The following is a 21,900-nucleotide window of genomic DNA, read 5'->3' as shown; positions in this document are numbered from 1 at the left end:
CCCTGGTGATCCCCGAACTGGGCCAACTGGCGATGATCCTGGCGATCTGCTTCGCCGCCGTGCAGGCCACCGTGCCGCTGCTCGGCGCCTGGCGTGGCGACAGCCTGTGGATGGGCCTGGCGCGGCCGGCCGCCTGGGGGCAGTTCGCCTTCCTGGCCTTCGCCTTCGCCTGCCTGACCCATGCCTTCATGACCGACAATTTCTCGGTCGCGTATGTCGCCAGCAACTCCAACAGCGCCTTGCCCTGGTACTACAAGTTCAGCGCCGTGTGGGGCGCGCACGAAGGCTCGCTGCTGCTGTGGGCGCTGATCCTCGGCGGCTGGACCTTCGCCGTGTCGGTCTTCTCGCGCCAGCTGCCGCAGGTGATGCTGGCCCGGGTGCTGGCGGTGATGGGCATGATCAGCGTGGGCTTCCTGAGCTTCCTGATCATCACCTCCAACCCGTTCCAGCGCCTGTTGCCACAGGTGCCGGGCGATGGCCGCGACCTCAACCCGCTGTTGCAGGACTTCGGCCTGATCGTCCACCCGCCGATGCTGTACATGGGCTACGTGGGCTTCTCGGTGGCCTTCGCCTTTGCCATCGCCGCGTTGCTGGGCGGGCGCCTGGACGCGGCCTGGGCGCGCTGGTCGCGGCCCTGGACCATCGTCGCCTGGGCGTTCCTCGGCGTGGGCATCACCCTCGGCTCCTGGTGGGCCTACTACGAGCTGGGCTGGGGCGGCTGGTGGTTCTGGGACCCGGTCGAGAACGCCTCGTTCATGCCCTGGCTGGTGGGCACCGCGCTGATCCACTCGCTGGCGGTCACCGAAAAGCGCGGGGTGTTCAAGAGCTGGACCGTGCTGTTGGCCATTGCCGCGTTCTCCCTGAGCCTGCTGGGGACCTTCCTGGTGCGCTCCGGCGTGCTGACCTCGGTGCATGCGTTCGCCGCCGACCCGTCCCGTGGCGTGTTCATCCTGATCTTCCTGTTGTTCGTGGTCGGCGGTTCGCTGACCTTGTTCGCCCTGCGCGCGCCTGTGGTCAAGAGCCAGGTGGGCTTTGCCCTGTGGTCGCGCGAGACCCTGCTGCTGGCCAATAACCTGGTGCTGGTGGTGGCCGCGTCGATGATCCTGCTCGGCACCCTCTACCCGCTGGTGCTCGATGCCCTGACCGGGGCCAAGCTGTCGGTTGGTCCGCCGTACTTCGACGCGTTGTTCCTGCCGCTGATGGCCCTGCTGATGGTGGTACTCGGCGTGGGCGTGGTGGTGCGCTGGAAAGACACCCCCGGCAAGTGGCTGGCGGGCATGCTGACTCCGGTGCTGATCGGCAGCGCGGTGCTGGCGCCGGTCGCCGGCTTGATCGTCGACGACTTCGACTGGCCGGCCCTGAGCGTGTTCGCCCTGGCCGCCTGGGTGGTGCTCGGTGGCGTGCGCGATATTCTCGACAAGACTCGCCACAAGGGGCTGCTCAAGGGCCTGGGCGGCCTCGGCCGCAGCTACTGGGGCATGCACCTGGCGCACCTGGGCCTGGTGGTGTGCGCGCTGGGCGTCGTCCTGTCGAGCAACAACAGCGCTGAGCGCGACCTGCGCATGGCGCCGGGCGAAAGTGTCGAGCTGGGCGGTTATCACTTCCTGTTCGAAGGCGCCAAGCATTTCGAGGGGCCGAACTTCATTTCCGACAAGGGCACCATCCGAGTCTCGCGCGACGGTCGTGAAGTCTCGGTGCTGCACCCGGAGAAGCGCCTCTACACGGTGCAGCAGTCGATGATGACCGAGGCTGGCATCGACGCCGGCTTCACCCGCGACCTGTACGTCGCCCTGGGCGAGCCGCTGGAAAATGGCGCCTGGGCCGTGCGGGTGCATATCAAACCTTATGTCCGCTGGATCTGGCTGGGCGGTCTGCTGACCGGCCTGGGCGGCCTGCTGGCGGCCCTCGACCGACGCTACCGCGTCAAGGTCAAGACCCGGGTGCGTGAGGCCCTGGGCGTGTCTGGAGCGACTGCATGAAGCGTTGGATCATGGTGGTGCCACTGGCGGTGTTCCTGCTGGTGGCGGTCTTTCTCTACAAGGGGTTGTTCCTCAAACCCGACGAACTGCCTTCGGCGATGATCGGCAAGCCGTTCCCGGCGTTTTCGCTGAGCACGGTGCAGGGCGACCGCACGCTGACCCAGGCCGACCTGATCGGCCGCCCGGCGCTGGTCAACGTGTGGGGCACCTGGTGCCCGTCGTGCAAGGTCGAGCACCCGTACCTGAACCAGCTGGCCGAGCAGGGCGTGGTGATCCATGGGGTCAACTACAAGGACGACAACGCCGCTGCGCTGAAGTGGCTGGCCGAGTTCCACAACCCGTACCAGCTCAACATCGCCGACCAGCAAGGTTCGCTGGGCCTGGACCTGGGCGTGTACGGCGCGCCGGAAACCTTCCTGATCGACGCCAAGGGCATCATTCGCTACAAGCACGTGGGCGTGGTCGATTCCACGGTCTGGCGCGAACAGCTGGCGCCGCTGTACCAGGGCCTGGTCGACGAGGCCCGGCCATGAGGCGCTGGCTGGCGGCCGCCGTGCTCGGCCTGAGCCTGGCCAGTGTGGCCAAGGCGGCCATCGATACCTACCAGTTCCGTGATGACGCCGAGCGTGAGCGCTACCAGCAACTGACCAAGGAACTGCGTTGCCCCAAGTGCCAGAACCAGGATATCGCCGACTCCAACGCCCCGATCGCCGCCGACCTGCGCCGCGAGATCTTCCGCATGCTGGGCGAGGGCAAGAGCAATCAGCAGATCGTCGACTTCATGGTCGATCGCTATGGCGACTTCGTGCGCTACAAGCCGGCGCTCAGCGGGCGCACCTGGCTGCTCTGGTTCGGTCCCGGGATCCTGCTGGCCGCAGGCTTCGTGGTGCTTGCGGTGATCGTCCGCCGTCGCCGCAGCCAGGCCGTGGCCGGCACCCCCGAACTGTCCGCCGACGAACGCGAACGTCTCGCCAAACTGCTGGATAAAGAACGCACCCATGACTGAATTCTGGCTCAGCGCGGGCCTGTTGCTGCTCGCCGCCCTGGCTTTCCTGCTGCTGCCGATCCTGCGGGGGCATCGCCACCAGCAGGCCGAACAGGACCGTACCGCACTCAATGTCGCGCTCTACGAGGAGCGTGTCGCCGAACTGACCGCGCAGCAGGCGGCCGGTGTGCTCGACAGCGAGCAACTGGCCAAGGGCCGCGACGAAGCCGCTCGCGAGCTGCTGGCTGACACCGAGCGCAGCGAGGCTACGCGCCAGGGGCGCCTGGGCAAGGCCGTGCCGGTGCTGGCGGCGGTTCTGGTGCCGGCCATGGCCCTGGGCCTGTACCTGCACTTTGGCGCGGCGGACAAAGTCGAGCTGACCCAGGAGTTCGCCAACGCACCGCGATCGATGGAAGAGATGACGACGCGCCTGGAACGCGCGGTGCAGGCCCAGCCGGACTCGGCCGAAGGCCTGTACTTCCTGGGCCGGGCCTACATGGCCGAGCAGCGGCCGGCGGATGCGGCCAAGGCCTTCGAGCGCGCCGTGAAGCTGGCCGGGCGCCAACCCGAGTTGCTCGGGCAATGGGCGCAATCGCTGTACTTTGCCGCCGACAAGCAGTGGTCGGCGCAGGTGCAGGCCCTTACCGACGAGGCCCTCAAGGCCGATCCGCGGGAAGTCACCAGCCTGGGCCTGCGCGGTATCGCCGCCTTCGAGGGCGAGCGTTACCAGGAAGCCATCGACTACTGGCAACGCCTGCTGGCGCAACTGCCCGAAGGCGATGCGTCCCGCGCCGCGCTGCAGGGTGGTATCGACCGCGCAGCCGACAAGCTCAAGGCCGGCGGCGGCAAGGTCGTCGAAGTGGCGCGTCTGAAGGTGCGGGTCGAGCTGGCCGCGGCGCTCAAGGACAAGGTGCGCCCGGACGACACGGTGTTCATCTTCGCCCGCGCCAGCAAAGGTCCGCCCATGCCGGTGGCGGCCAAGCGAGTGACCGTGGCGCAGTTGCCGATCGAGGTGGAGCTGTCCGATGCCGACGCGATGATGCCGCAGATGAAACTGTCGGACTTCGCCGAAGTCCAACTGGTTGCCCGCGTCTCGCGCGCCGGCGTGCCGACCCGTGGCGAGTGGAAGGGCCAGAGTGCTCCGTTGGCCACCGCCACCCAGGCCACCCAGCACCTGACCATCGACAGCCCCGATACATAAGAGAGCAACCGTCATGAACAGCACCGTCCGCCTGACCCTGATCACCCTGGCCTTGGGTCTGTCCGCGTGTACGGTGCACCAGCCAGCGGAGCGTGAACCGTTGCCGCCGATCGAGACCACGCCGCCGCCCCACCAGGGGCCGGTGGTCAAGCCGCTGCCGGGCGGCCAGCCTGGACCCCAGCCGAGCAAGCCGGCGGCCATTCCCAAGCCCATGCCACGGACTTCCGCCAGCTTCGCACCGCCGCCCGGCGGCGCCAGCCACTGGGATCCGAAGCTGGGCGTGTATGTGCTGGAGAAGCAGCCCAACACGTTCTATCGCCAACGTACCTACTACCGTTGGAACAATGGCTGGAGCTGGTCGTTGAGCCCCAACGGACCCTGGCAGGAAACCGACAGCAGTGGTGTGCCAGGCGGGCTGGGCAGGGCGTTCGGACAATAATTGCCGTTGCCCCGCGATAGGGCCGGCGACGCCCGCAGCTGGCATAATCCCCCTTCGCATTCAATCGGAGGGTGGCATGAGCAAGACAGTCCTGGTGCTGGTGGAAACCGTCGATGACTATCTGCCGATATTGGAACAGGCCGGTTATCGCCTGATCCGTGCCCCGTCGCCACAAATGCGTGCCGACGCCATCGCCCGTCATGCCGACGAGATCGATGCGGTCCTCACCCGTGGCCCGCTGGGTCTGAGCGCTGCGGAAATCGACACCTTGAGCAAGCTGCGGATCATCTGCGTGATTGGCGCCGGCTACGAGCAGGTCGACCTGGCCGCCGCTGCCGCGCGCGGCATCACCGTCACCAACGGCGCTGGCGCCAACGCTGGCCCCGTGGCCGACCATGCCATGGCTTTGCTGCTGGCGCTGCTGCGTGATATTCCCAAGGCCGATGCCAGCACGCGCCGGGGTGAGTGGAACCGGGTGATCAGCCCATCGGTGAGCGGCAAGCGCTTAGGGATCATCGGTCTGGGCGCTGTCGGCCAGGCCATCGCCCGGCGCGCGACCTTGGGCTTCGACATGAACGTCAGCTATCACAGCCGAGCCCCGCGTGCCGAGGTGCCCTACACCTGGTACGACAGCCCGCTGCACCTGGCCGATGCCGTGGACATCCTGGTGGTCGCCACGCCTGGAGGCCCTGGCACTCGGCACCTGGTGGATGCCAGGGTGCTCGAAGCGCTGGGGGCCGAGGGCTACCTGGTCAATATCGCCCGTGCCAGCGTCGTCGATACCCAGGCCCTGGTCGACGCCTTGCAGCAAGGCGTAATAGCAGGGGCGGCGCTGGATGTGTTCGATGACGAACCCGCCGTGCCCGATGCGCTCAAGCGGCTGGGCAACACCGTGCTCACGCCCCATGTGGCGGGGCAGTCGCCGGAGGCTGCGCGGGATACTGTCACCCTGGTGCTGCGCAACCTGCAGGCGTTCTTCGCCGGCGAGCCGGTGCTGACGCCGGTGCGGACCTGATCCTTTTTCGATACCTGCCCGGCGCCGTGCCGGGCATTGAGGAGCCTTTTGCATGCAACTCGAGATATTCCAGGTCGATGCCTTTTCCGCCACGCCGTTCGGTGGCAACCCTGCCGCCGTGATCCCGCTGGAGCGCTGGCTGGCCGACGATGTGCTGCAGCGCATCGCTGAAGAGAACAACCTGTCCGAGACCGCCTACTTCGTACGCAACGGCGAGGGTTTCGACCTGCGCTGGTTCACCCCGGCAGTGGAGGTCGACCTGTGCGGCCACGCGACGCTGGCGGCCGCCTGGGTGCTGTTCGAGCAACTGGGTGAGCGTGCCGAGGTGCTGCGCTTCAACACCCGCAGCGGTGAATTACGGGTCAGTCGCTCGGACGATGGCCTGCTGGCCATGGACTTCCCGGCCAAGCAACCGGTTGCCGTGGCGATGGAGCCTGGGTTGCTGGCGGCCCTGGGCCTGCACGAGGCCAGGGCGTTGTACCGGACCGACGATCACATGCTGGTGATCGATGATGCCGCGCAGCTCGATTCGCTGAAGCCGGACTTCGTGGCCTTGTCCGCGTTCGCTGTGCGGGGCATCGCGGTAACGGCGCCGGGGCGCGGCTTCGACTTCGTGAGCCGTTGGTTCGGGCCACGGGTGGGCGTCAACGAGGACCCGGTCACAGGTTCGGCGCACACCTCGCTCGCGCCGTACTGGGCCGAGCGCCTGGGTCAGCGCCGCTTGAACTGCGAGCAGGGCGGGGCACGCAAGGGCCAGTTGCACTGCGAGGTACCGGGCAACGGCCGGGTGATCATCAGTGGGCGGGGTGCGTTGTACTTGCGCGGCAGCATCTTCATCTGACGCCGTTGCGAACCTGGGCGATGGCGCTGCGCAGGGCATCGAGGTCCAGGGCGCCGGCTAGCAGGTAGCGATCCTCGATGACCAGGCTGGGCACCGAGGTGATGCCCAGGCGCTCGCCGCGGGTGAGCGCCTGGTCGAGCAGCTGTGGTGCCTGGTCGTGGAAGGCCAGGGCGAAGGCCCGTGGGTCGAAGCCCGCCTCGGCGGCGATGCTCAGCACCGTGTCGTGATCGCCGATGTTGCGGCTTTGCACCAGATGGGCCTCCTGCAGGCGATCGAACATCCGCCCGTGGCCTTCGTTACCGGCCAGCGCGGTGGCTGCCTGGCATGCCAGGCCGGCCAGCAGCCCGGAGGGGTACTCGAAGCTTTGTCGGCGCATGCCTTCGATATCGATGCGCTTGACGTCCTCGGCCTGGGCGCAGGCGCGCCAGTGATCGAGAATGGTCTGCTTGGCCTGGGGCATCGAGCCGAAGCGCTCGATCATCGCGTCGCGGCTGGTCTGCAGGATGAAGGTACGGTGCTGGATATCCAGGTCCAGTTCCTCCTGCAACTGCCTGAGCCTTGGGGCGAGAACGAAGCACCAGCCACAGACGACATCGTGGAAGAATTCGATCTTGAGGGCAGGCATGGATGGGTTCCTTGATGCTGAATGCGATGGCTCACTATCCCTGGCGAACCGCGAGCAAGAAAAGCGACAAAAATGCGGCAAACCCACCCATTCCCTTCATCGATGGCGGTCGGACGCCGGCCTGAGCGGGTAGAATGGCGTTCTTTTGCCTGACCGTAGCCGACATGACCTCAGCCATCGCCTCCCTCGAGCAGCACCTGCTCGCCGCCCTCGACCCCACGCCAGTGGAAACGCGCCGCCTGTTCCATGGCCGTGGCCGCTGCTGGCCAGGACTGGAGCAGATCACCGTCGACTGGCTCGACGGTGTGCTGTCGGTGGCGTTGTTCCGCGAGCCGCCTGCAGGCCAGCTGGCGGAACTCGAAGCCATGCTGCGTGCCCTGGCCGAACGCCCGCAATGGGCTGGCCAGGCGATCCTCCTGCAGCATCGCTACCTGCCCGATAGCCCCGGCCAGTGGTTGCTGGGAGAACCTTGCCAGCAGCGCGAAGTGGTCGAAGATGGCCTGAAGTACCTGCTCGACCTGGGCGTGCGCCAGAACAACGGCCTGTTCCTCGACATGCGTTACGGTCGGCGCTGGGTGCGTGAGCAGGCGGCCGGCAAGCGTGTGCTGAACCTGTTCGCCTATACCTGTGGCTTCTCGGTGGCGGCGATCGCCGGTGGCGCCGAGCAGGTGGTCAACCTGGACATGGCCAAGTCGGCGTTGTCGCGGGGCCGCGACAATCACCGGCTCAATGGCCATGACGCCTCGCGGGTCGCGTACCTGGGGCATGAGCTGTTCAAGTCGTGGGGCAAGGTGCGCAAGTACGGGCCATATGACTTGATCATCATCGATCCGCCGACCTTCCAGCGCGGCAGCTTCGTGCTGACCCAGGACTACGCCAAGATCCTCCGTCGTTTGCCGGAGTTGCTGAACGAAGGCGGCACGGTGCTGGCATGCGTCAACGATCCGGGGATCGGGCCGCAGTTTCTCATCGATGGCATGGCCGAGCAGGCGCCGGGACTGGTGTTCGTCGAGCGGCTGGAGAATCCGCCGGAGTTTCCCGATGCGGATCCGCAGGGTGGGCTCAAAGCCCTGGTTTTCCGCCAGCAGGCCTGACCCTTATTGATACTGGAAGGTGCGTGGGAGCGGGCTTGCCCCGCGATGGCGACGGAGGCAACGACAGTGTTGCCTGGGCTGGCTCTATCGCGGGGCAAGCCCGCTCCCACGAGCCGCTACCACAGAACCGCTCCCTCAGGTCTGACCCTGAGAGCGGCGGTTACTTGTTGGTGTAGATCTGGTCGAACACGCCACCGTCGTTGAAGTGGGTCTTCTGCACGGTGCGCCAGTCGCCGAAGGTCTTTTCCACCGACAGGAAGTCGACTTTCGGGAAGCGGTCGGTGTACTTGGCCAGCACGCTGGCATCACGTGGGCGCAGGTAGTTGTTCGCGGCGATCTCCTGGGCCTGCGGCGACCACAGGTACTTGAGGTATTCCTCGGCCACGGCCTGGGTGCCTTTCTTGGCCACCACCTTGTCGACCACGCTCACCGGCGGCTCGGCCTCGGCCGACACGCTCGGGTAGACCACTTCGAACTGGTCGCGGCCGAACTCGCGGGCGATCATCTCGGCCTCGTTCTCGAAGGTCACCAGCACGTCGCCGATCTGGTTGGTCATGAAGGTGGTGGTGGCGGCGCGGCCACCGGTGTCGAGCACCGGCGCCTGCTTGAACAGCTTGCCGACGAAGTCGCGGGCCTTGGCCTCGTCACCGCCTTGCTTGAGCACGTAACCCCAGGCCGAGAGGTAGGTGTAGCGGCCGTTACCCGAGGTCTTGGGGTTGGGCACGATCACCTGCACGCCGTCCTTGAGCAGGTCCGGCCAGTCCTTCAGCGCCTTGGGGTTGCCCTTGCGCACGATGAACACGGTGGCCGAGGTGAACGGCGCGCTGTTGTTCGGCAGGCGGGTCACCCAGTTGTCCGGCACCAGCTTGCCGTTGTCGGCCAGGGCATTGATGTCAGTGGCCATGTTCATGGTGATCACGTCGGCCGGCAGGCCATCGATCACCGCGCGTGCCTGCTTGCTCGAGCCGCCGAAGGACATCTGCAGGTTGACCTTCTCGTTGTGCTCTTTCTCCCAGTGCTTCTGGAAAGCTGGGTTGTAGTCCTTGTAGAAGTCGCGCATCACGTCGTAGGAGACGTTGAGCAGGGTCGGCGCGGCCTGGGCGAGGTTGCCCAGGGCCAGGCCCGCGGCAAGCAGCGAGGCGCTGAAGAGTTTTTTCACTGGGGCATTCCTTGTTCTGGTTCAAAGGGTTGGCGATTTGCCAGCGACTATAGCGGGTGGTTTCGCGCGGGTTAAAGAACAAAACAGTCTTTGGTTATGCCTGGCGCAAGACTGCCAGACGCTTACGTCCCCTGTAGGAGCGGCCTTGTGTCGCGAAAGGGCTGCAAAGCAGCCCCAGCAATCTTGCGTCGACCACAAGTCCTGGGGCCGCTACGCGCCCCTTTCCGACCGGTCCGACGCCTCGGCAAGGCCGCTCCTACAGGTCCTGTGCCGGTTGTTTGGGAAACAACGCATTGCCACAGCGCGAACAGAATGCCGCGCCATGTTCGTGATGCTGCTTGGCGCACGTCGGGCAATCGTGCTGCAACTGTTCCCCACGCAGGGCATTGGCCAGTTCGGCGGTGAAGATCCCGGTGGGCACGGCGATGATCGAATAACCGGTGATCATCACCAGCGATGACAGCACCTGCCCCAGCGGGGTCTTGGGCACGATATCGCCGAAGCCCACGGTAGTCAGGGTGACGATCGCCCAGTAGATGCCCTTGGGGATGCTGGTGAAGCCGTGCTCGGGGCCTTCGATCACGTACATCAGGGTGCCGAACACGGTGACCAGGGTCGACACGCTGACCAGGAACACGATGATCTTCTGCTTGCTGCCCTGCAATGCCGCCAGCAGGTAGTGGGCCTGTTTCAGGTAGGGGCTGAGCTTGAGCACGCGGAAGATGCGCAGCATGCGGACCACACGGATGATTAGCAGGTACTGCGCGTCGCTGTAGTACAGGGCCAGGATGCCCGGCACGATGGCCAGCAGGTCGACCAGCCCGTAAAAACTGAAGGCATAGCGCAGGGGCTTGGGCGAGCAGTACAGGCGGGTGATGTACTCGGCGAGGAAGATCGCCGTGAAACCCCACTCTATGCCGGCCAGCAGGCCGGCGTAGCCCTGGTGGACCTCGTCGATGCTGTCCAGGATCACCGTGACCAGGCTGGCGAGAATGATCAGCAGGAGAATCTTGTCGAAGCGCCTGCCAGCGACGGTGTCGGTCTGGAAGACGATGACGTAGAGCCGCTCGCGCAGGCTCGAGGGGTTATCCATGGGCGCGTTCCATTGTGCGAATGGGCAGAGCCTAGGGGCTGCGTTTCAGCTGTGCAAGCGAGGGGCGTTACGGCGTTGGTTGAGCTGGGCCAGATGATTGCCCAGGTGCATCAGCCAGCAAGCCGTGACGAAAGGCGCGGTGAGCCCGGCGATCGGCAGCAGGTTGAACAGCGGCTGCAGCAGCAGGGCGCAGGCGATGGCGAGCAATGTCACCCAGGGCCTCTCGCCCTGGCGACTGAAGGCCAGCGCCGCCAGGGTGGCATTGAAACCGTACAGTCCCAGCCAGGCGGCGTGCGTTTCACCGGCCAGCAGCGCGATACCGCCACCGAGCGCCGAACCGATCACTGCCCAGGTGGCGGCATAGGGGTTGGCGATGTACATGCCAACCACGATCAGCAGGCCGGCCATGGGCTTGTCGAGCAGGAAGATCTGCCCGACGCCGCGCAGCAGGGCGTACACCGGGTCGGCTGCGACCGGGCCACTGGCCGATGGCTCGGCCAGCAGCAGGGCGGCCCAGCCGAGCAGCACGAACGGTGCGGTATAGGCGATCAGCAGCTTGCCGCCACGCTTGCGCCACTGGTGGGTGAGCATGCTCGACAGGCCGCCGGCGGCGAGGATCAGCGGCGGCAGGATGGCCGACCAGGGCAGCACGGCGCTGATCAGGATGCCGATCAGCACGCCGTTGTAGCAGTACAGCCCGGCTTGCCGGTCGGCGCGATCGTAGCCTCGGCGCTGGGCGGTGAGCAGGCCGGCGAGGGCGCCGAGCAGGGCGCCGCCGACCAGGTTCGGCGCGGTCAGCAGGATGGCCAGCAGGCAGCACAGGCCGCACAGGGGGTTGCGCAGCAGCAGCACCTGGCTGAAACCGTTGAGCAAAGCCGTGGCCCAGTCGGGGCACGGGTTGACGAAGTTCTTGGTGTACATGGGCAGTCGGCAAGGTGAGTGGGGGAGCGGTGGGCCTCTTTGGGCCTCGGTTTTCCGCAGTTCTGTTGTAGCGGTGTACGGGGAGGGCAGCGCCCTCCAATCGCGACACAAGGCCGCTCCTACAGGGATCGTGTATTCATGCCTGGGTGCGATCCCTGTAGGAGCGGCCTTGTGTCGCGAAAGGGGCGCAGAGCGCCCCCGGCGATCTCAAACCAAGGTCTCGATCCGCAAGGTGTTAGTCGAACCCGGCTTGCCGAAAGGCACACCGGCGGTGATCAGCAGCGTGTCGCCACGGCTGGCCATGCCTTGCGCCTGGGCGATCTCCAGCGCGGTGGAGACGACTTCGTCGACCTGGCGCAAGCGGTCGTTGACCACCGAATGCACGCCCCAGGTCACGCTCAGGCGGCGAGCGGTGTTGAGGTTCGGCGTCAGGTTGAGGATCGGCGCGCGCGGGCGCTCACGGGCGGCGCGCAGGGTCGAGGCCCCCGACTCGCTGTAGTTGACCAGCACCGCCACCGGCAGGATGCCGCTGATACGACGGATCGCGCAGCTGATGGCGTCCGACACGGTGGCCTCGGCCTTCGGTCGGCCAACGTCGAGCTGGGCCTGGTAGTCCGGGCCATTCTCCACCTGGCGGATGATCTTGCTCATCATCTGCACCGCTTCCAGCGGGTAGTCACCCGAGGCGGTCTCGGCCGACAGCATCACCGCGTCCGCGCCTTCGGCCACGGCATTGGCCACGTCGGTGACTTCAGCGCGGGTCGGGGCCGGGGAGAAGCGCATGGATTCGAGCATCTGGGTGGCCACCACCACCGGCTTGCCCAGCTGGCGGCAGGTGCCGATGATGCGCTTCTGGATCTGCGGCACGCTCTCGGCCGGCACTTCCACGCCCAGGTCGCCACGGGCGACCATGATTGCGTCGGACAGCTCGGCGATGGCCTGCAGCTGCTCGACCGCCGAGGGCTTCTCGATCTTGGCCATCAGGTAGGCGCGCTCGCCGATCAGTTGACGTGCCTCGACGATGTCCTCGGGACGCTGGACGAACGACAGCGCCACCCAGTCGACCCCCAGCTCCAGACCGAAGGCCAGGTCGCGGCGGTCCTTCTCGGTCAGCGGGGAGAGGTCCAGCACCGCCTGGGGCACGTTGACGCCCTTGCGGTCGGACAGCTCGCCACCGGCCAGCACTTCGGTGTCGATGGCGTCGCTGTGCTTGGCGGTGACGCGCAGGCGCAGCTTGCCGTCGTCCAGCAGCAGGTCCATGCCCGGCTCCAGCGCGGCGATGATCTCCGGGTGCGGCAGGTTGACCCGACGGCTGTCGCCCGGGGTCTTGTCCAGGTCCAGGCGCAGGGCCTGGCCGCGTTGCAGTTGGACCTTGCCGTCAGCGAAACGGCCGACGCGCAGCTTCGGCCCCTGCAGGTCCATGAGAATGCCCAGCGGGTAGTTGAGCTGCTGCTCGACTTCGCGGATCCACTGGTAGCGCAGGGCGTGGTCGGCGTGTTCGCCGTGGCTGAAGTTGAGGCGGAAAATGTTCACTCCGGCCTCGACCAGTTGGCGGATGTCATCGATGCCTTTGATCGCAGGCCCGAGGGTGGCGAGGATTTTGACTTTTTTATCAGGCGTCATGATTGCGGAGTCTCGAGGATCAGGATGGCACGGAAGTCGTTGACGTTGGTGCGGGTCGGCTCGGTGACGATCAGCGCGTCGAGGGCGGCGAAGTAGCCATAGCCGTTGTTGTTGTCCAATTCATCGCTGGCCGACAGGCCCAGGGCCTCGGCGCGGGCATGGCTGTCCGGGGTCATGAAGGCGCCGGCGTTGTCCTCCGAGCCATCAATGCCGTCGGTGTCGCCGGCCAGGGCATGCACGCCCGGCAGGCCTTTGAGGCTTTCGGTGAGGCTGAGCAGGAACTCGGCGTTGCGCCCGCCACGGCCGTTGCCGCGCACGGTGACGGTGGTCTCGCCGCCGGAGAGGATCACGCAGGGTGCCTTGAGCGGTTGGCCGTGCAGGACGATCTGCCGGGCGATGCCAGCATGCACCTTGGCCACTTCGCGCGACTCGCCCTCCAGGTCGCCGAGGATCAACGGGCTGAAGCCAGCTTGGCGTGCCTTCACCGCGGCGGCCTCCAGCGACTGCTGGGGCCTGGCGATCAGCTGGAAGTGGCTGCGGGACAGGGCCGGATCATCGGCCTTGACGGTCTCGGAGGCTGGGTTGTTGAGCCAGTCGATGACGGCCTTGGGCGCGTCGATGTTGTAGCGCTTGATGATCGCCAGGGCGTCGGCCGAGGTGCTCGGGTCGGCCACGGTGGGGCCGGAGGCGATGACGGTGGCGAGATCGCCCGGCACGTCGGAAATCGCGTAGGTGTAGACGGTAGCCGGCCAGCAGGCCTTGGCCAGGCGGCCGCCCTTGATCGCCGAGAGGTGCTTGCGCACGCAGTTCATCTCGCCGATGGTGGCGCCGGACTTGAGCAGGGCCTTGTTGATCTGTTGCTTGTCGGCCAGGGTCAGGCCTTCGGCGGGCAGGGCCAGCAGGGCCGAGCCGCCGCCGGACAGGAGGAAGATGACGCGGTCGTCTTCGCTCAGGTTGCTGACCAGGTCGAGCACGCGCTTGGCCACGGCCAGGCCGGCGGCATCGGGGACCGGGTGGGCGGCTTCGACCACCTCGATCTTCTGGCAGCTGGCGCCATGGCCGTAGCGGGTGACCACCAGGCCGCAGACTTCGCCCTGCCAGCTCTTCTCGACCACTTCGGCCATGGCGGCGGCGGCCTTGCCGGCGCCGATGACGATGACCCGGCCGCTGCGGTCGGCGGGCAGATAGGGTTCCAGCACCTGGCGGGGGTGGGCGGCGGCGATGGCTGTGTCGAACAGTTCGCGCAGGAGTTTTTGTGGATCGACCGACATGGCAGGCTCCCAGATTCTTGTTGTTCTGCAAAATCGAAAACGCCCCTGGAACTGCCTCCGTGCAGGCCGAACCAGGGGCGGGTGTTGCTCGGGGTCACCGCTGGACCTGTGGTTGCAGGTTCAGCGGTGTTGGATCTGGAATCGTGGGGGCGCTTTGCGCCCCTTTCGCTACACAAGGCCGCTCCTACAGGGGATTGCGTACCGCCTGTAGGAGCGGCCTTGTGTCGCGAAAGGGCTGCGCAGCAGCCCCCGGATTCAAATCACTTGTCGTCGCGGATCGAGAAGTTGGCCATGTGCTCCAGGCCCTTGATCAGCGCCGAGTGGTCCCAGTTGCCGCCGCCCAGCGCCACGCAGGTGCTGAACACTTGCTGGGCGTTGGAGGTGTTGGGCAGGTTGATGCCCAGCTCCTTGGCGCCTTGCAGGGCCAGGTTCAGGTCCTTCTGGTGCAGGTTGATGCGGAAGCCCGGATCGAAGGTGCCCTTGATCATGCGCTCGGCGTGCACTTCGAGGATCTTCGACGAGGCGAAGCCGCCCATCAGCGCTTCACGCACCTTGGCTGGGTCCGCGCCGTTCTTGGCGGCGAACAGCAGGGCTTCGCCGACGGCCTGGATGTTCAGGGCGACGATGATCTGGTTGGCGACCTTGGCGGTCTGGCCGTCACCGTTGCCACCGACGCGGGTGATGTTCTTGCCCATGGCCTCGAACAGCGGCAGGGTGCGCTCGAAGGCTTTCGGGCAGCCACCGACCATGATGCTCAGGGTGCCGGCCTTGGCGCCGACTTCGCCGCCGGACACCGGGGCGTCCAGGTAGGCGGCGCCGGTGGCCTTGATCTTCTCGGCGAAGGCCTTGGTGGCGGTAGGGGAGATCGAGCTCATGTCGATCACCACCTTGTTCGGGCCGACGCCTTCGGCGACGCCGTTCTCACCGAACAGCACGCTTTCGACCTGCGGGGTGTCCGGGACCATGACGATGATGAACTCGGCTTCCTGGGCAACCTCTTTCGGGTTGGCCAGGGCCACGGCGCCGGCGGCGATCAGGTCGGCCGGAGCGGCGTCGTGGTGGGTGGAAACGAAGATGCTGTGACCTGCTTTTTGCAGGTTCTGGGCCATGGGCTTGCCCATGATGCCGGTGCCGAGGAAACCGATTTTAGCCATGAGAGTTCTGCCTCTTTGTATTTGTATGAACAGGCGACCAGGTCCTTGTAGGAGCGGCCTTGTGTCGCGATTGGGGCGCGAAGCGGCCCCACGATTTCGGCCATTTCAGCGATTGCCGGGGGCTGCTGCGCAGCCCATCGCGACACAAGGCCGCTCCTACAGGGACCGTGTGCATCCTTAAATTGCGTTATGGGTCTTGAGCCAGCCCAGGCCCGCCTCGGTGGTGGTCTTGGGCTTGTACTCCGCGCCCACCCAGCCCTGGTAGCCGATGCGGTCCAGGTGCTCGAACAGGAAGCGGTAGTTGATCTCGCCGGTGCCCGGCTCGTGGCGACCTGGGTTGTCGGCCAGCTGCACGTGGTTGATCAGCTTCAGGTTGGTTTCCAGGGTGCGCGCCAGGTCACCTTCCATGATCTGCATGTGATAGATGTCGTACTGCAGGAACAGGTTGTCGCTGCCCACCTCGGCCTGGATTTCCAGGGCCTGTTTCGTGGTGTTCAGGTAGAAGCCGGGGATGTCGCGGGTGTTGATCATTTCCATGACCAGGCGGATCCCGGCGGCCTTGAGCTTGTCGGCGGCATAGCGCAGGTTTTCCACGAAGGTCTTGCGCACGGTGGCGCAGTCCAGGCCCTCGGGGCGGATGCCGGCCAGGGCGTTGACCTGGGTGTTGCCCAGCACCTTGGCGTACTCGATGGCCTTGTCGACGCCGGCGCGGAACTCTTCGATGCGCTCGGGATGGCAGGTGATGCCGCGCTCACCTTTCGACCAGTCGCCGGCAGGCAGGTTGAACAGCACCTGGGTCAGGCCGTGGGCGTCGAGCTGCTGCTTGATTTCGGCGGCGCTGAAATCGTACGGGAAGAGATATTCGACGCCGCTGAAACCGGCGTCGGCGGCGGCCTTGAAGCGGGCCAGGAAGTCCTGTTCGGTGAACAGCATGGACAGGTTGGCGGCGAAGCGAGGCATAAGTCGTCTCCTTGCGTTGAGTACCCCCGCGCGAGGCACGGGGGCGTCAGGCGATCAGTCCAGCAGCGAGATGGCGGTCGGCGCGTCGTTGCCGACCAGGGCGAGGTCTTCGAATTCGTTGACCGCGTTGATCTCGGTGCCCATGGAAATGTTGGTCACGCGCTCGAGAATCACTTCGACCACCACCGGCACGCGGAACTCTTCGGCCATCTTCTGCGCCTTGAGCAGGGCAGGGGCGATGTCGGCCGGTTCGAATACGCGGATGGCCTTGCAGCCCAGGCCCTCGACCACGGCGACGTGATCGACACCGTAGGTGGCGGCGTCGGTGGAATTGATGTTCTCGAACGCCAGTTGTACACAGTAATCCATGTCGAAACCACGCTGGGCCTGGCGGATCAGGCCGAGGTAGGCGTTGTTCACCAGCACGTGGACGTACGGCAGGTTGAACTGCGCGCCGACTGCCAGCTCTTCGATCATGAACTGGAAGTCGTAGTCACCGGACAGCGCGACGACCTTGCGCTTCGGATCGGCCTTGACCACGCCGAGGGCGGCAGGGATGGTCCAGCCCAGCGGGCCGGCCTGGCCGCAGTTGATCCAGTGGCGTGGCTTGTACACGTGCAGGAACTGCGCGCCGGCGATCTGCGAAAGACCAATGGTGCTGACGTAGCAGGTGTCCTTGCCGAACACCTGGTTCATCTCTTCGTACACGCGCTGCGGCTTGACCGGCACGTTGTCGAAGTGGGTCTTGCGCTGCAGGCTCGACTTGCGTTGCTGGCAGTCTTCCAGCCAGGCGCTGCGATCCTTGAGCTTGCCGGCGGCTTTCCATTCGCGGGCCACCTCGAGGAACACGTCCAGCGCTTTGCCGGCATCCGAGACGATACCCAGGTCAGGGGTGAACACGCGGCCGATCTGGGTCGGCTCGATGTCGACATGCACGAACTTGCGGCCTTCGGTGTAGACGTCGACCGAGCCGGTGTGGCGGTTGGCCCAGCGGTTGCCGATGCCGAATACCAGGTCGGACTTGAGCAGGGTGGCGTTGCCGTAGCGGTGCGAGGTCTGCAGGCCAACCATGCCGACCATCAGTGGGTGGTCGTCCGGGATGGAGCCCCAGCCCATCAGGGTCGGGATGACCGGCACGCCGGTCAGCTCGGCGAACTCGACCAGCTTGTCGCTGGCGTCGGCGTTGATGATGCCGCCACCGGCGACCAGCAGCGGGCGCTCGGCGTCATTGAGCAGGGTCAGGGCTTTTTCGGCCTGTACGCGGCTGGCTTGTGGCTTGTGTACTGGCAGCGGCTCGTAGGCATCGATGTCGAATTCGATCTCGGCCATCTGCACGTCGAACGGCAGATCGATCAGCACCGGGCCAGGGCGACCGGTGCGCATTTCGTAGAAGGCCTTCTGGAAGGCATAGGGCACCTGGCCCGGCTCCAGTACAGTAGTTGCCCACTTGGTCACCGGTTTGACGATGCTGGTGATGTCGACGGCCTGGAAGTCTTCCTTGTGCAGGCGCGCACGCGGGGCCTGGCCAGTGATGCAGAGAATCGGGATGGAGTCGGCCGAGGCGCTGTACAGGCCGGTGACCATGTCGGTGCCGGCGGGGCCGGAGGTGCCGATGCACACACCGATGTTGCCCGGGTTGGCGCGGGTGTAGCCCTCGGCCATGTGCGAGGCACCTTCGACGTGGCGAGCGAGGACGTGATCGATGCCACCGACTTTCTTCAGGGCCGAGTACAGCGGATTGATGGCAGCCCCTGGAATGCCGAACGCGGTATCTACACCTTCACGGCGCATGACCAGAACGGCTGCATCGATTGCTCTCATTTTGCTCATGGGTTGTGCCTCATCGATTTTGTAATTGTATACAACTTGCGTTGCGACAGAGTGTATTCATGCTCTGCGCAAAAGGTCAATCCATTTTCGTCGGCGGCGTTGACTGGGCAGTCATTGGGCGATGGGGCGGCATTTCGTCGCATCTGGCGAAACTGATCCAGATAATTGTATACAAATGGTGTCTTTGTTGTGTTCTATGCTGTCTACTGGTTTTCAACTGCCCTCAGGGCTTCTCACAACAAGAAGAGGACCTTTCCATGAACGCATTGACCCTCAAAGACGCTGTCGGTGTGGTAAACGCCGCGTTGGCCGCAGGGCGCAAGATCAACGCCGCGCCGCTGACCGTCGCGGTACTGGATGCCGGCGGGCACCTGCTGACGTTGCAGCGCGAGGATGGCGCCACCTTGCTGCGCCCGCAGGTGGCCATAGGCAAGGCCTGGGGGGCGGTGGCGCTGGGCAAGGGATCGCGCCTGCTGGCGCTGGATTCACAGCAGCGGCCGGCGTTCTATGCCGCGCTGAACGGGCTGGGTGAGCGACCGGTGGTGCCGGTGCCGGGTGGGGTGCTGATCCGTGATCAGGATGGCAAGGTGCTGGGGGCTGTCGGGATCAGCGGGGATACGTCGGATATCGACGAGCAGTGCGCGATCAGCGCGATCGAAGAGGTGGGGCTGACGGCGGATGCGGGGGTTGCTGCGTAAGGCTCGTCATTTTGGGGCCGCTCTGCGGCCCATCGCGACACAAGGCCGCTCCTACAGGGAAATGCGTAACCTCTGTAGGAGCGGCCTTGTGTCGCGAACGGGCTGCACAGCAGCCCCATTGGCCCTATCAGGCCGCCTCGGGCTCGCAGCCCTTCAACACCAGGCGGATGATCGTCTCCGCCGCCGCGTCATAGTCGCTGTCGGCCAGCTTGGTCTTGCCAGTCACCACGGCGATCTGCCAGTCGAAATCCGCATAGGTCTGCGTCGCCGCCCAGATGCTGAACATCAGGTGGTGCGCGTCGACGTTGGCGATCTGCCCACGCTCGATCCAGCGCTGGATGCATTCGATGTTGTGCCGCGCCTGCTCGTTGAGTTGCTCGACCTGGCGTGGTGAAAGGTGCGGCGCGCCGTGCATGATCTCGCTGGCGAACACCTTCGAGGCGTGGGGCAGGTCGCGGGAGATGCGGATCTTCGAGCGGATGTACGAACTCAGCACCTCCTTGGGGTCGCCGTCGGCGTTGAACGGCGTCGAGGCCTGCATGATCGGCGCGATGATGCTCTCGAGTACTTCGCGGTAGAGGTTTTCCTTCGACTTGAAGTAGTAGTAGACGTTCGGCTTGGGCAGCCCGGCCTTGGCCGCGATGTCGCTGGTCTTGGTGGCGGCGAAGCCCTTGTCGGCGAATTCTTCACTGGCCGCGCGCAGGATCAGTTCCTTGTTGCGCTCGCGAATGGTGCTCATTGTCGGGGATCTTCCTCGTGGTCTGACCGCCTCTGAGAGGGATCGGGCATGGTAGCACCGGCCCCGATGAGCGCTCAAGGCAGCCGCTTTCGGCTAGAATCGGTGCTTTGGACCCTTTGGATCGAAGAACATGGCAGGAAGCAGTCTGTTGGTGCTGATCGATGACATCGCCACGGTGCTGGACGATGTGTCGCTGATGACCAAGGTCGCGGCGAAGAAGACCGCCGGGGTGCTGGGCGATGACCTGGCGCTCAACGCTCAGCAGGTGACGGGCGTGCGCGCCGAGCGTGAACTCCCGGTGGTGTGGGCGGTGGCCAAGGGCTCGCTGCTGAACAAGGCGATTCTGGTGCCGGCGGCGCTGCTGATCAGCGCGTTCATTCCCTGGGCGGTGACGCCGTTGTTGATGGTCGGTGGTGCCTACCTGTGCTTCGAGGGCTTCGAGAAGCTGGCGCACAAGTTCCTGCACAGCAAGGCAGAGGACCAGGTTCAGCACGAGGCGCGCAAGGAAGCCGTGGCCGATGCCAACATCGACCTGGTGGCTTACGAGAAGACCAAGATCAAGGGCGCGGTGCGCACCGACTTCATTCTTTCCGCCGAGATCATCGCCATCACCCTGGGCACGGTGGCCGATGCGCCGCTGAGCCAGCAGATCATCGTGCTGTCGGGCATCGCGCTGGTCATGACCATTGGCGTCTATGGCCTGGTGGCGGGCATCGTCAAGCTCGACGACCTGGGGCTGTGGATGACGCAAAAGGCTTCGAGCCTGGCTCGGGCGGTGGGTAACGGCATCCTGCGCGCCGCGCCGTACATGATGAAGAGCCTGTCGGTGATCGGCACCGCGGCGATGTTCCTGGTCGGTGGCGGCATCTTGGTGCATGGCATCGCGCCGCTGCATCACGCCATCGAGGCGTTCAGCGCAGGGCGTGGCGGGGCGTTGACCGGGGCGTTGCTCAATGGTGTCGCGGGGATGATCGCCGGGGCGGTGGTGCTGGCGGTGGTTGCTGTCGCGGGCAAGGTGTGGCGGGCGGTTAAACCGGCAAGCTGAGGTGCCCGGCCGGGGCTTGCCTCGGATCTCCTGTAGGAGCGGCCTTGTGTCGCGAAAGGGCCGCGAAGCGGCCCCAGGATCTCGGCATCATGCAAAATCGTCGGGGCTGCTGCGCAGCCCTTTCGCGACGCAAGGCCGCTCCTACAGGCTTTACACTGGCATCAGATCAGAAGTGCACCTTGACCAGGAAGCTCATGGTGTTCTGATCGGTGGTGAAGGTGTCGCTGTCCTTGATGCCGTATTTGTTCTTCCAGTAGTCGTACTCGATACCCACGTACAACTGCTTCTCGCCCAGGTGCAGCGCCTTGCCCAGGTCGTACTTGACCTGCGGGTTGAAGTGCAGGTTCGCCTGGTAGGTGCCGCGACGGTTCTCGTCGTTGTCCACCACCCAGTCCATGAAACCGTCGATGAGAATGTCGGAGGAGCCCACCGGGATGGTGTACGACCACACCGGGGTGATCTGCCAGACATTGTCACCCGGGCGGCTGCCGTCGGTGGTGCGCTGGTAGAAGTTCAGCTGGAAGTAGTCGAAGCCTGGGATGTTCAGGTCGAAGCCGGGACCGATCAGGTAGGACTCGGTGTCACCCTCGCCGAACTCGTAGGTCATGGCCAGCAGCACGTCCTTCACCGGGCCGAACTCGAGCTTCTGGTCGAAGATCTTGCCGAACGACAGGCGCGGGCTGATTTCGCCGTAGTAGGTGTTCGGGCCGTTGCTGGCGTCTTTCTTGCCCTGGTAGAAGATCTTGTCGAAGAAGATGAAGTTGTCGCCGTACTTCCAGGCATCGGCGTGCTCGAAGGTCACGGTCTGCTGGATCTCGGGGTTGACCTTGAAGTTCTTGCCCCACAGGTAGGTGAGGCTGTTGTTCTGCCATTGCAGCAGGTCGCCGGCTTGGCTGGCGCCGCAGGCCAGCAGGCCACCGGCGAGGATCAGGCTATTGATGGTACGCATTGCGAGTGTCGCTCCCTTTATTGGATCTGTTGTCAGCGCTCGGGCGCTGTTCTTGTCTTTTGGGTCAGCTTTTTTCAATTGGCCACAGCTGTTTGGCAAGAGCTGCGCCAACTTTTCCGCGTTGGGCACAACCGTCCTGCTCGACGTCTTTCTGAACAGATGAAATGGGTATTTCTGGCTGGCAACACGTTGGCCAACCGCCCGAAATCATTGACTGAGCGGTCAGTAAACGCGGGCAGGGATCCTTCCTGCCCTGATCGAGGGGGCGCGCAGATTACT

General features: G+C 65.3%; 21 protein-coding genes. 10 read left to right on the top strand and 11 right to left on the bottom strand.

Going from position 1 to position 21,900, the window contains the following annotated elements:
* Nucleotides 1-5: 5 nt before the first annotated feature.
* The 7 genes from ACYUME_RS18330 (at nucleotide 6) to ACYUME_RS18300 (ending at nucleotide 6,460) form a co-directional block, all read left to right on the top strand.
* The gene (locus ACYUME_RS18330) at nucleotides 6-1,979 is read left to right on the top strand and encodes a heme lyase CcmF/NrfE family subunit (protein WP_279884221.1); all 1,974 of its coding nucleotides are present in this window, start codon (nucleotides 6-8) and stop codon (nucleotides 1,977-1,979) included.
* Nucleotides 1,976-2,512, top strand: coding sequence for a DsbE family thiol:disulfide interchange protein (locus tag ACYUME_RS18325; protein ID WP_460416183.1), 537 nt, complete (start codon nucleotides 1,976-1,978; stop codon nucleotides 2,510-2,512). The genes ACYUME_RS18330 and ACYUME_RS18325 overlap by 4 nt, the downstream gene beginning before the upstream one ends.
* Nucleotides 2,509-2,985, top strand: coding sequence for a cytochrome c-type biogenesis protein (locus ACYUME_RS18320; protein ID WP_460416182.1), 477 nt, complete (start codon nucleotides 2,509-2,511; stop codon nucleotides 2,983-2,985). The genes ACYUME_RS18325 and ACYUME_RS18320 overlap by 4 nt, the downstream gene beginning before the upstream one ends.
* Nucleotides 2,978-4,165, top strand: coding sequence for a c-type cytochrome biogenesis protein CcmI (gene ccmI, locus ACYUME_RS18315; protein ID WP_460416180.1), 1,188 nt, complete (start codon nucleotides 2,978-2,980; stop codon nucleotides 4,163-4,165). The genes ACYUME_RS18320 and ccmI overlap by 8 nt, the downstream gene beginning before the upstream one ends.
* A gap of 13 nt (nucleotides 4,166-4,178) precedes the next feature.
* On the top strand, nucleotides 4,179-4,604 hold the full coding sequence (locus ACYUME_RS18310; RefSeq protein WP_460416179.1) for a hypothetical protein: 426 nt from the start codon (nucleotides 4,179-4,181) through the stop codon (nucleotides 4,602-4,604).
* Between the two features lie 76 nt (nucleotides 4,605-4,680).
* Nucleotides 4,681-5,619, top strand: a complete 939-nt coding sequence (locus tag ACYUME_RS18305; RefSeq protein ID WP_460416177.1) for a 2-hydroxyacid dehydrogenase — start codon at nucleotides 4,681-4,683, stop codon at nucleotides 5,617-5,619.
* Nucleotides 5,620-5,671: 52 nt separating this feature from the next.
* Complete coding sequence (locus tag ACYUME_RS18300) at nucleotides 5,672-6,460, top strand: PhzF family phenazine biosynthesis protein (RefSeq protein ID WP_460416175.1); 789 nt, start codon at nucleotides 5,672-5,674, stop codon at nucleotides 6,458-6,460.
* On the opposite strand, the gene ACYUME_RS18295 is transcribed toward ACYUME_RS18300, so the two are convergent.
* Nucleotides 6,453-7,085, bottom strand: coding sequence for a DsbA family oxidoreductase (locus ACYUME_RS18295; RefSeq protein WP_460416173.1), 633 nt, complete (start codon nucleotides 7,083-7,085; stop codon nucleotides 6,453-6,455). The genes ACYUME_RS18300 and ACYUME_RS18295 overlap by 8 nt on opposite strands.
* A 164-nt stretch (nucleotides 7,086-7,249) precedes the next feature.
* On the opposite strand from ACYUME_RS18295, the gene ACYUME_RS18290 reads away from it, so the two are divergent.
* On the top strand, nucleotides 7,250-8,179 hold the full coding sequence (locus ACYUME_RS18290) for a class I SAM-dependent methyltransferase (protein WP_460416172.1): 930 nt from the start codon (nucleotides 7,250-7,252) through the stop codon (nucleotides 8,177-8,179).
* Nucleotides 8,180-8,339: 160 nt separating this feature from the next.
* Here ACYUME_RS18290 and ACYUME_RS18285 read toward each other — a convergent pair whose 3' ends face one another.
* The 8 genes from ACYUME_RS18285 to gcl all read right to left on the bottom strand — a co-directional run bounded on the left by ACYUME_RS18285 (nucleotide 8,340) and on the right by gcl (nucleotide 18,190).
* Entirely contained in the window at nucleotides 8,340-9,338 is a 999-nt protein-coding gene (locus ACYUME_RS18285) for a sulfate ABC transporter substrate-binding protein (RefSeq protein WP_279884172.1), read from the bottom strand.
* Nucleotides 9,339-9,594: 256 nt separating this feature from the next.
* The gene (locus tag ACYUME_RS18280; RefSeq protein WP_279884170.1) at nucleotides 9,595-10,431 is read right to left on the bottom strand and encodes an ion transporter; all 837 of its coding nucleotides are present in this window, start codon (nucleotides 10,429-10,431) and stop codon (nucleotides 9,595-9,597) included.
* Nucleotides 10,432-10,476: 45 nt separating this feature from the next.
* A complete protein-coding gene (locus tag ACYUME_RS18275; protein WP_460416170.1) occupies nucleotides 10,477-11,352 on the bottom strand; it encodes an urea transporter in 876 nt (291 codons plus the stop codon).
* A 207-nt stretch (nucleotides 11,353-11,559) separates the two neighbouring features.
* On the bottom strand, nucleotides 11,560-12,975 hold the full coding sequence (gene pyk / locus ACYUME_RS18270) for a pyruvate kinase (RefSeq protein ID WP_460416168.1): 1,416 nt from the start codon (nucleotides 12,973-12,975) through the stop codon (nucleotides 11,560-11,562).
* The gene (locus ACYUME_RS18265; RefSeq protein WP_279884164.1) at nucleotides 12,972-14,246 is read right to left on the bottom strand and encodes a glycerate kinase type-2 family protein; all 1,275 of its coding nucleotides are present in this window, start codon (nucleotides 14,244-14,246) and stop codon (nucleotides 12,972-12,974) included. Before ACYUME_RS18265 ends, pyk begins: the two co-directional genes overlap by 4 nt.
* Before the next feature lie 260 nt (nucleotides 14,247-14,506).
* Complete coding sequence (locus tag ACYUME_RS18260) at nucleotides 14,507-15,400, bottom strand: 2-hydroxy-3-oxopropionate reductase (protein WP_460416166.1); 894 nt, start codon at nucleotides 15,398-15,400, stop codon at nucleotides 14,507-14,509.
* Between the two features lie 177 nt (nucleotides 15,401-15,577).
* Nucleotides 15,578-16,360: a hydroxypyruvate isomerase gene (gene hyi, locus ACYUME_RS18255; protein ID WP_460416164.1), complete on the bottom strand. Its 783-nt coding sequence runs from the start codon at nucleotides 16,358-16,360 to the stop codon at nucleotides 15,578-15,580.
* A 54-nt stretch (nucleotides 16,361-16,414) separates the two neighbouring features.
* Nucleotides 16,415-18,190 (bottom strand): glyoxylate carboligase, encoded by a 1,776-nt coding sequence (gcl, locus tag ACYUME_RS18250; RefSeq protein ID WP_460416162.1) that lies wholly within the window; start codon nucleotides 18,188-18,190, stop codon nucleotides 16,415-16,417.
* 257 nt (nucleotides 18,191-18,447) lie between these two features.
* Here gcl and ACYUME_RS18245 point away from each other — a divergent pair, with 257 nt between their 5' ends.
* The gene (locus tag ACYUME_RS18245) at nucleotides 18,448-18,888 is read left to right on the top strand and encodes a GlcG/HbpS family heme-binding protein (RefSeq protein ID WP_460416160.1); all 441 of its coding nucleotides are present in this window, start codon (nucleotides 18,448-18,450) and stop codon (nucleotides 18,886-18,888) included.
* Between the two features lie 127 nt (nucleotides 18,889-19,015).
* Here the strand turns inward: ACYUME_RS18245 and ACYUME_RS18240 are convergent, their stop codons facing one another.
* Complete coding sequence (locus tag ACYUME_RS18240) at nucleotides 19,016-19,627, bottom strand: TetR/AcrR family transcriptional regulator (RefSeq protein ID WP_279884155.1); 612 nt, start codon at nucleotides 19,625-19,627, stop codon at nucleotides 19,016-19,018.
* Between the two features lie 130 nt (nucleotides 19,628-19,757).
* On the opposite strand from ACYUME_RS18240, the gene ACYUME_RS18235 reads away from it, so the two are divergent.
* Nucleotides 19,758-20,672, top strand: a complete 915-nt coding sequence (locus ACYUME_RS18235; RefSeq protein ID WP_460416158.1) for a DUF808 domain-containing protein — start codon at nucleotides 19,758-19,760, stop codon at nucleotides 20,670-20,672.
* Between the two features lie 166 nt (nucleotides 20,673-20,838).
* Here ACYUME_RS18235 and ACYUME_RS18230 read toward each other — a convergent pair whose 3' ends face one another.
* On the bottom strand, nucleotides 20,839-21,621 hold the full coding sequence (locus ACYUME_RS18230) for an outer membrane protein OmpK (protein WP_279888761.1): 783 nt from the start codon (nucleotides 21,619-21,621) through the stop codon (nucleotides 20,839-20,841).
* Nucleotides 21,622-21,900 lie beyond the last annotated feature (279 nt).

The organism is Pseudomonas sp. microsymbiont 2, from assembly GCF_054788395.1.
Note: the sequence above shows the minus strand (reverse complement) of the source record. Positions and strands in the feature narration are given on the sequence as shown.

Excerpts from the sequence above, each read along its gene's own strand:
- ACYUME_RS18325 (WP_460416183.1), top strand. The coding sequence starts at position 1,976 with ATGAAGCGTTGGATCATGGTGGTGCCACTGGCGGTGTTCCTGCTGGTG.
- ACYUME_RS18320 (WP_460416182.1), top strand. The coding sequence starts at position 2,509 with ATGAGGCGCTGGCTGGCGGCCGCCGTGCTCGGCCTGAGCCTGGCCAGT.
- ccmI (WP_460416180.1), top strand. The coding sequence starts at position 2,978 with ATGACTGAATTCTGGCTCAGCGCGGGCCTGTTGCTGCTCGCCGCCCTG.
- ACYUME_RS18310 (WP_460416179.1), top strand. The coding sequence starts at position 4,179 with ATGAACAGCACCGTCCGCCTGACCCTGATCACCCTGGCCTTGGGTCTG.
- ACYUME_RS18305 (WP_460416177.1), top strand. The coding sequence starts at position 4,681 with ATGAGCAAGACAGTCCTGGTGCTGGTGGAAACCGTCGATGACTATCTG.
- ACYUME_RS18300 (WP_460416175.1), top strand. The coding sequence starts at position 5,672 with ATGCAACTCGAGATATTCCAGGTCGATGCCTTTTCCGCCACGCCGTTC.
- ACYUME_RS18295 (WP_460416173.1), bottom strand. The coding sequence starts at position 7,085 with ATGCCTGCCCTCAAGATCGAATTCTTCCACGATGTCGTCTGTGGCTGG.
- ACYUME_RS18290 (WP_460416172.1), top strand. The coding sequence starts at position 7,250 with ATGACCTCAGCCATCGCCTCCCTCGAGCAGCACCTGCTCGCCGCCCTC.
- ACYUME_RS18280 (WP_279884170.1), bottom strand. The coding sequence starts at position 10,431 with ATGGATAACCCCTCGAGCCTGCGCGAGCGGCTCTACGTCATCGTCTTC.
- ACYUME_RS18275 (WP_460416170.1), bottom strand. The coding sequence starts at position 11,352 with ATGTACACCAAGAACTTCGTCAACCCGTGCCCCGACTGGGCCACGGCT.
- pyk (WP_460416168.1), bottom strand. The coding sequence starts at position 12,975 with ATGACGCCTGATAAAAAAGTCAAAATCCTCGCCACCCTCGGGCCTGCG.
- ACYUME_RS18265 (WP_279884164.1), bottom strand. The coding sequence starts at position 14,246 with ATGTCGGTCGATCCACAAAAACTCCTGCGCGAACTGTTCGACACAGCC.
- ACYUME_RS18260 (WP_460416166.1), bottom strand. The coding sequence starts at position 15,400 with ATGGCTAAAATCGGTTTCCTCGGCACCGGCATCATGGGCAAGCCCATG.
- hyi (WP_460416164.1), bottom strand. The coding sequence starts at position 16,360 with ATGCCTCGCTTCGCCGCCAACCTGTCCATGCTGTTCACCGAACAGGAC.
- gcl (WP_460416162.1), bottom strand. The coding sequence starts at position 18,190 with ATGAGCAAAATGAGAGCAATCGATGCAGCCGTTCTGGTCATGCGCCGT.
- ACYUME_RS18245 (WP_460416160.1), top strand. The coding sequence starts at position 18,448 with ATGAACGCATTGACCCTCAAAGACGCTGTCGGTGTGGTAAACGCCGCG.
- ACYUME_RS18240 (WP_279884155.1), bottom strand. The coding sequence starts at position 19,627 with ATGAGCACCATTCGCGAGCGCAACAAGGAACTGATCCTGCGCGCGGCC.
- ACYUME_RS18235 (WP_460416158.1), top strand. The coding sequence starts at position 19,758 with ATGGCAGGAAGCAGTCTGTTGGTGCTGATCGATGACATCGCCACGGTG.
- ACYUME_RS18230 (WP_279888761.1), bottom strand. The coding sequence starts at position 21,621 with ATGCGTACCATCAATAGCCTGATCCTCGCCGGTGGCCTGCTGGCCTGC.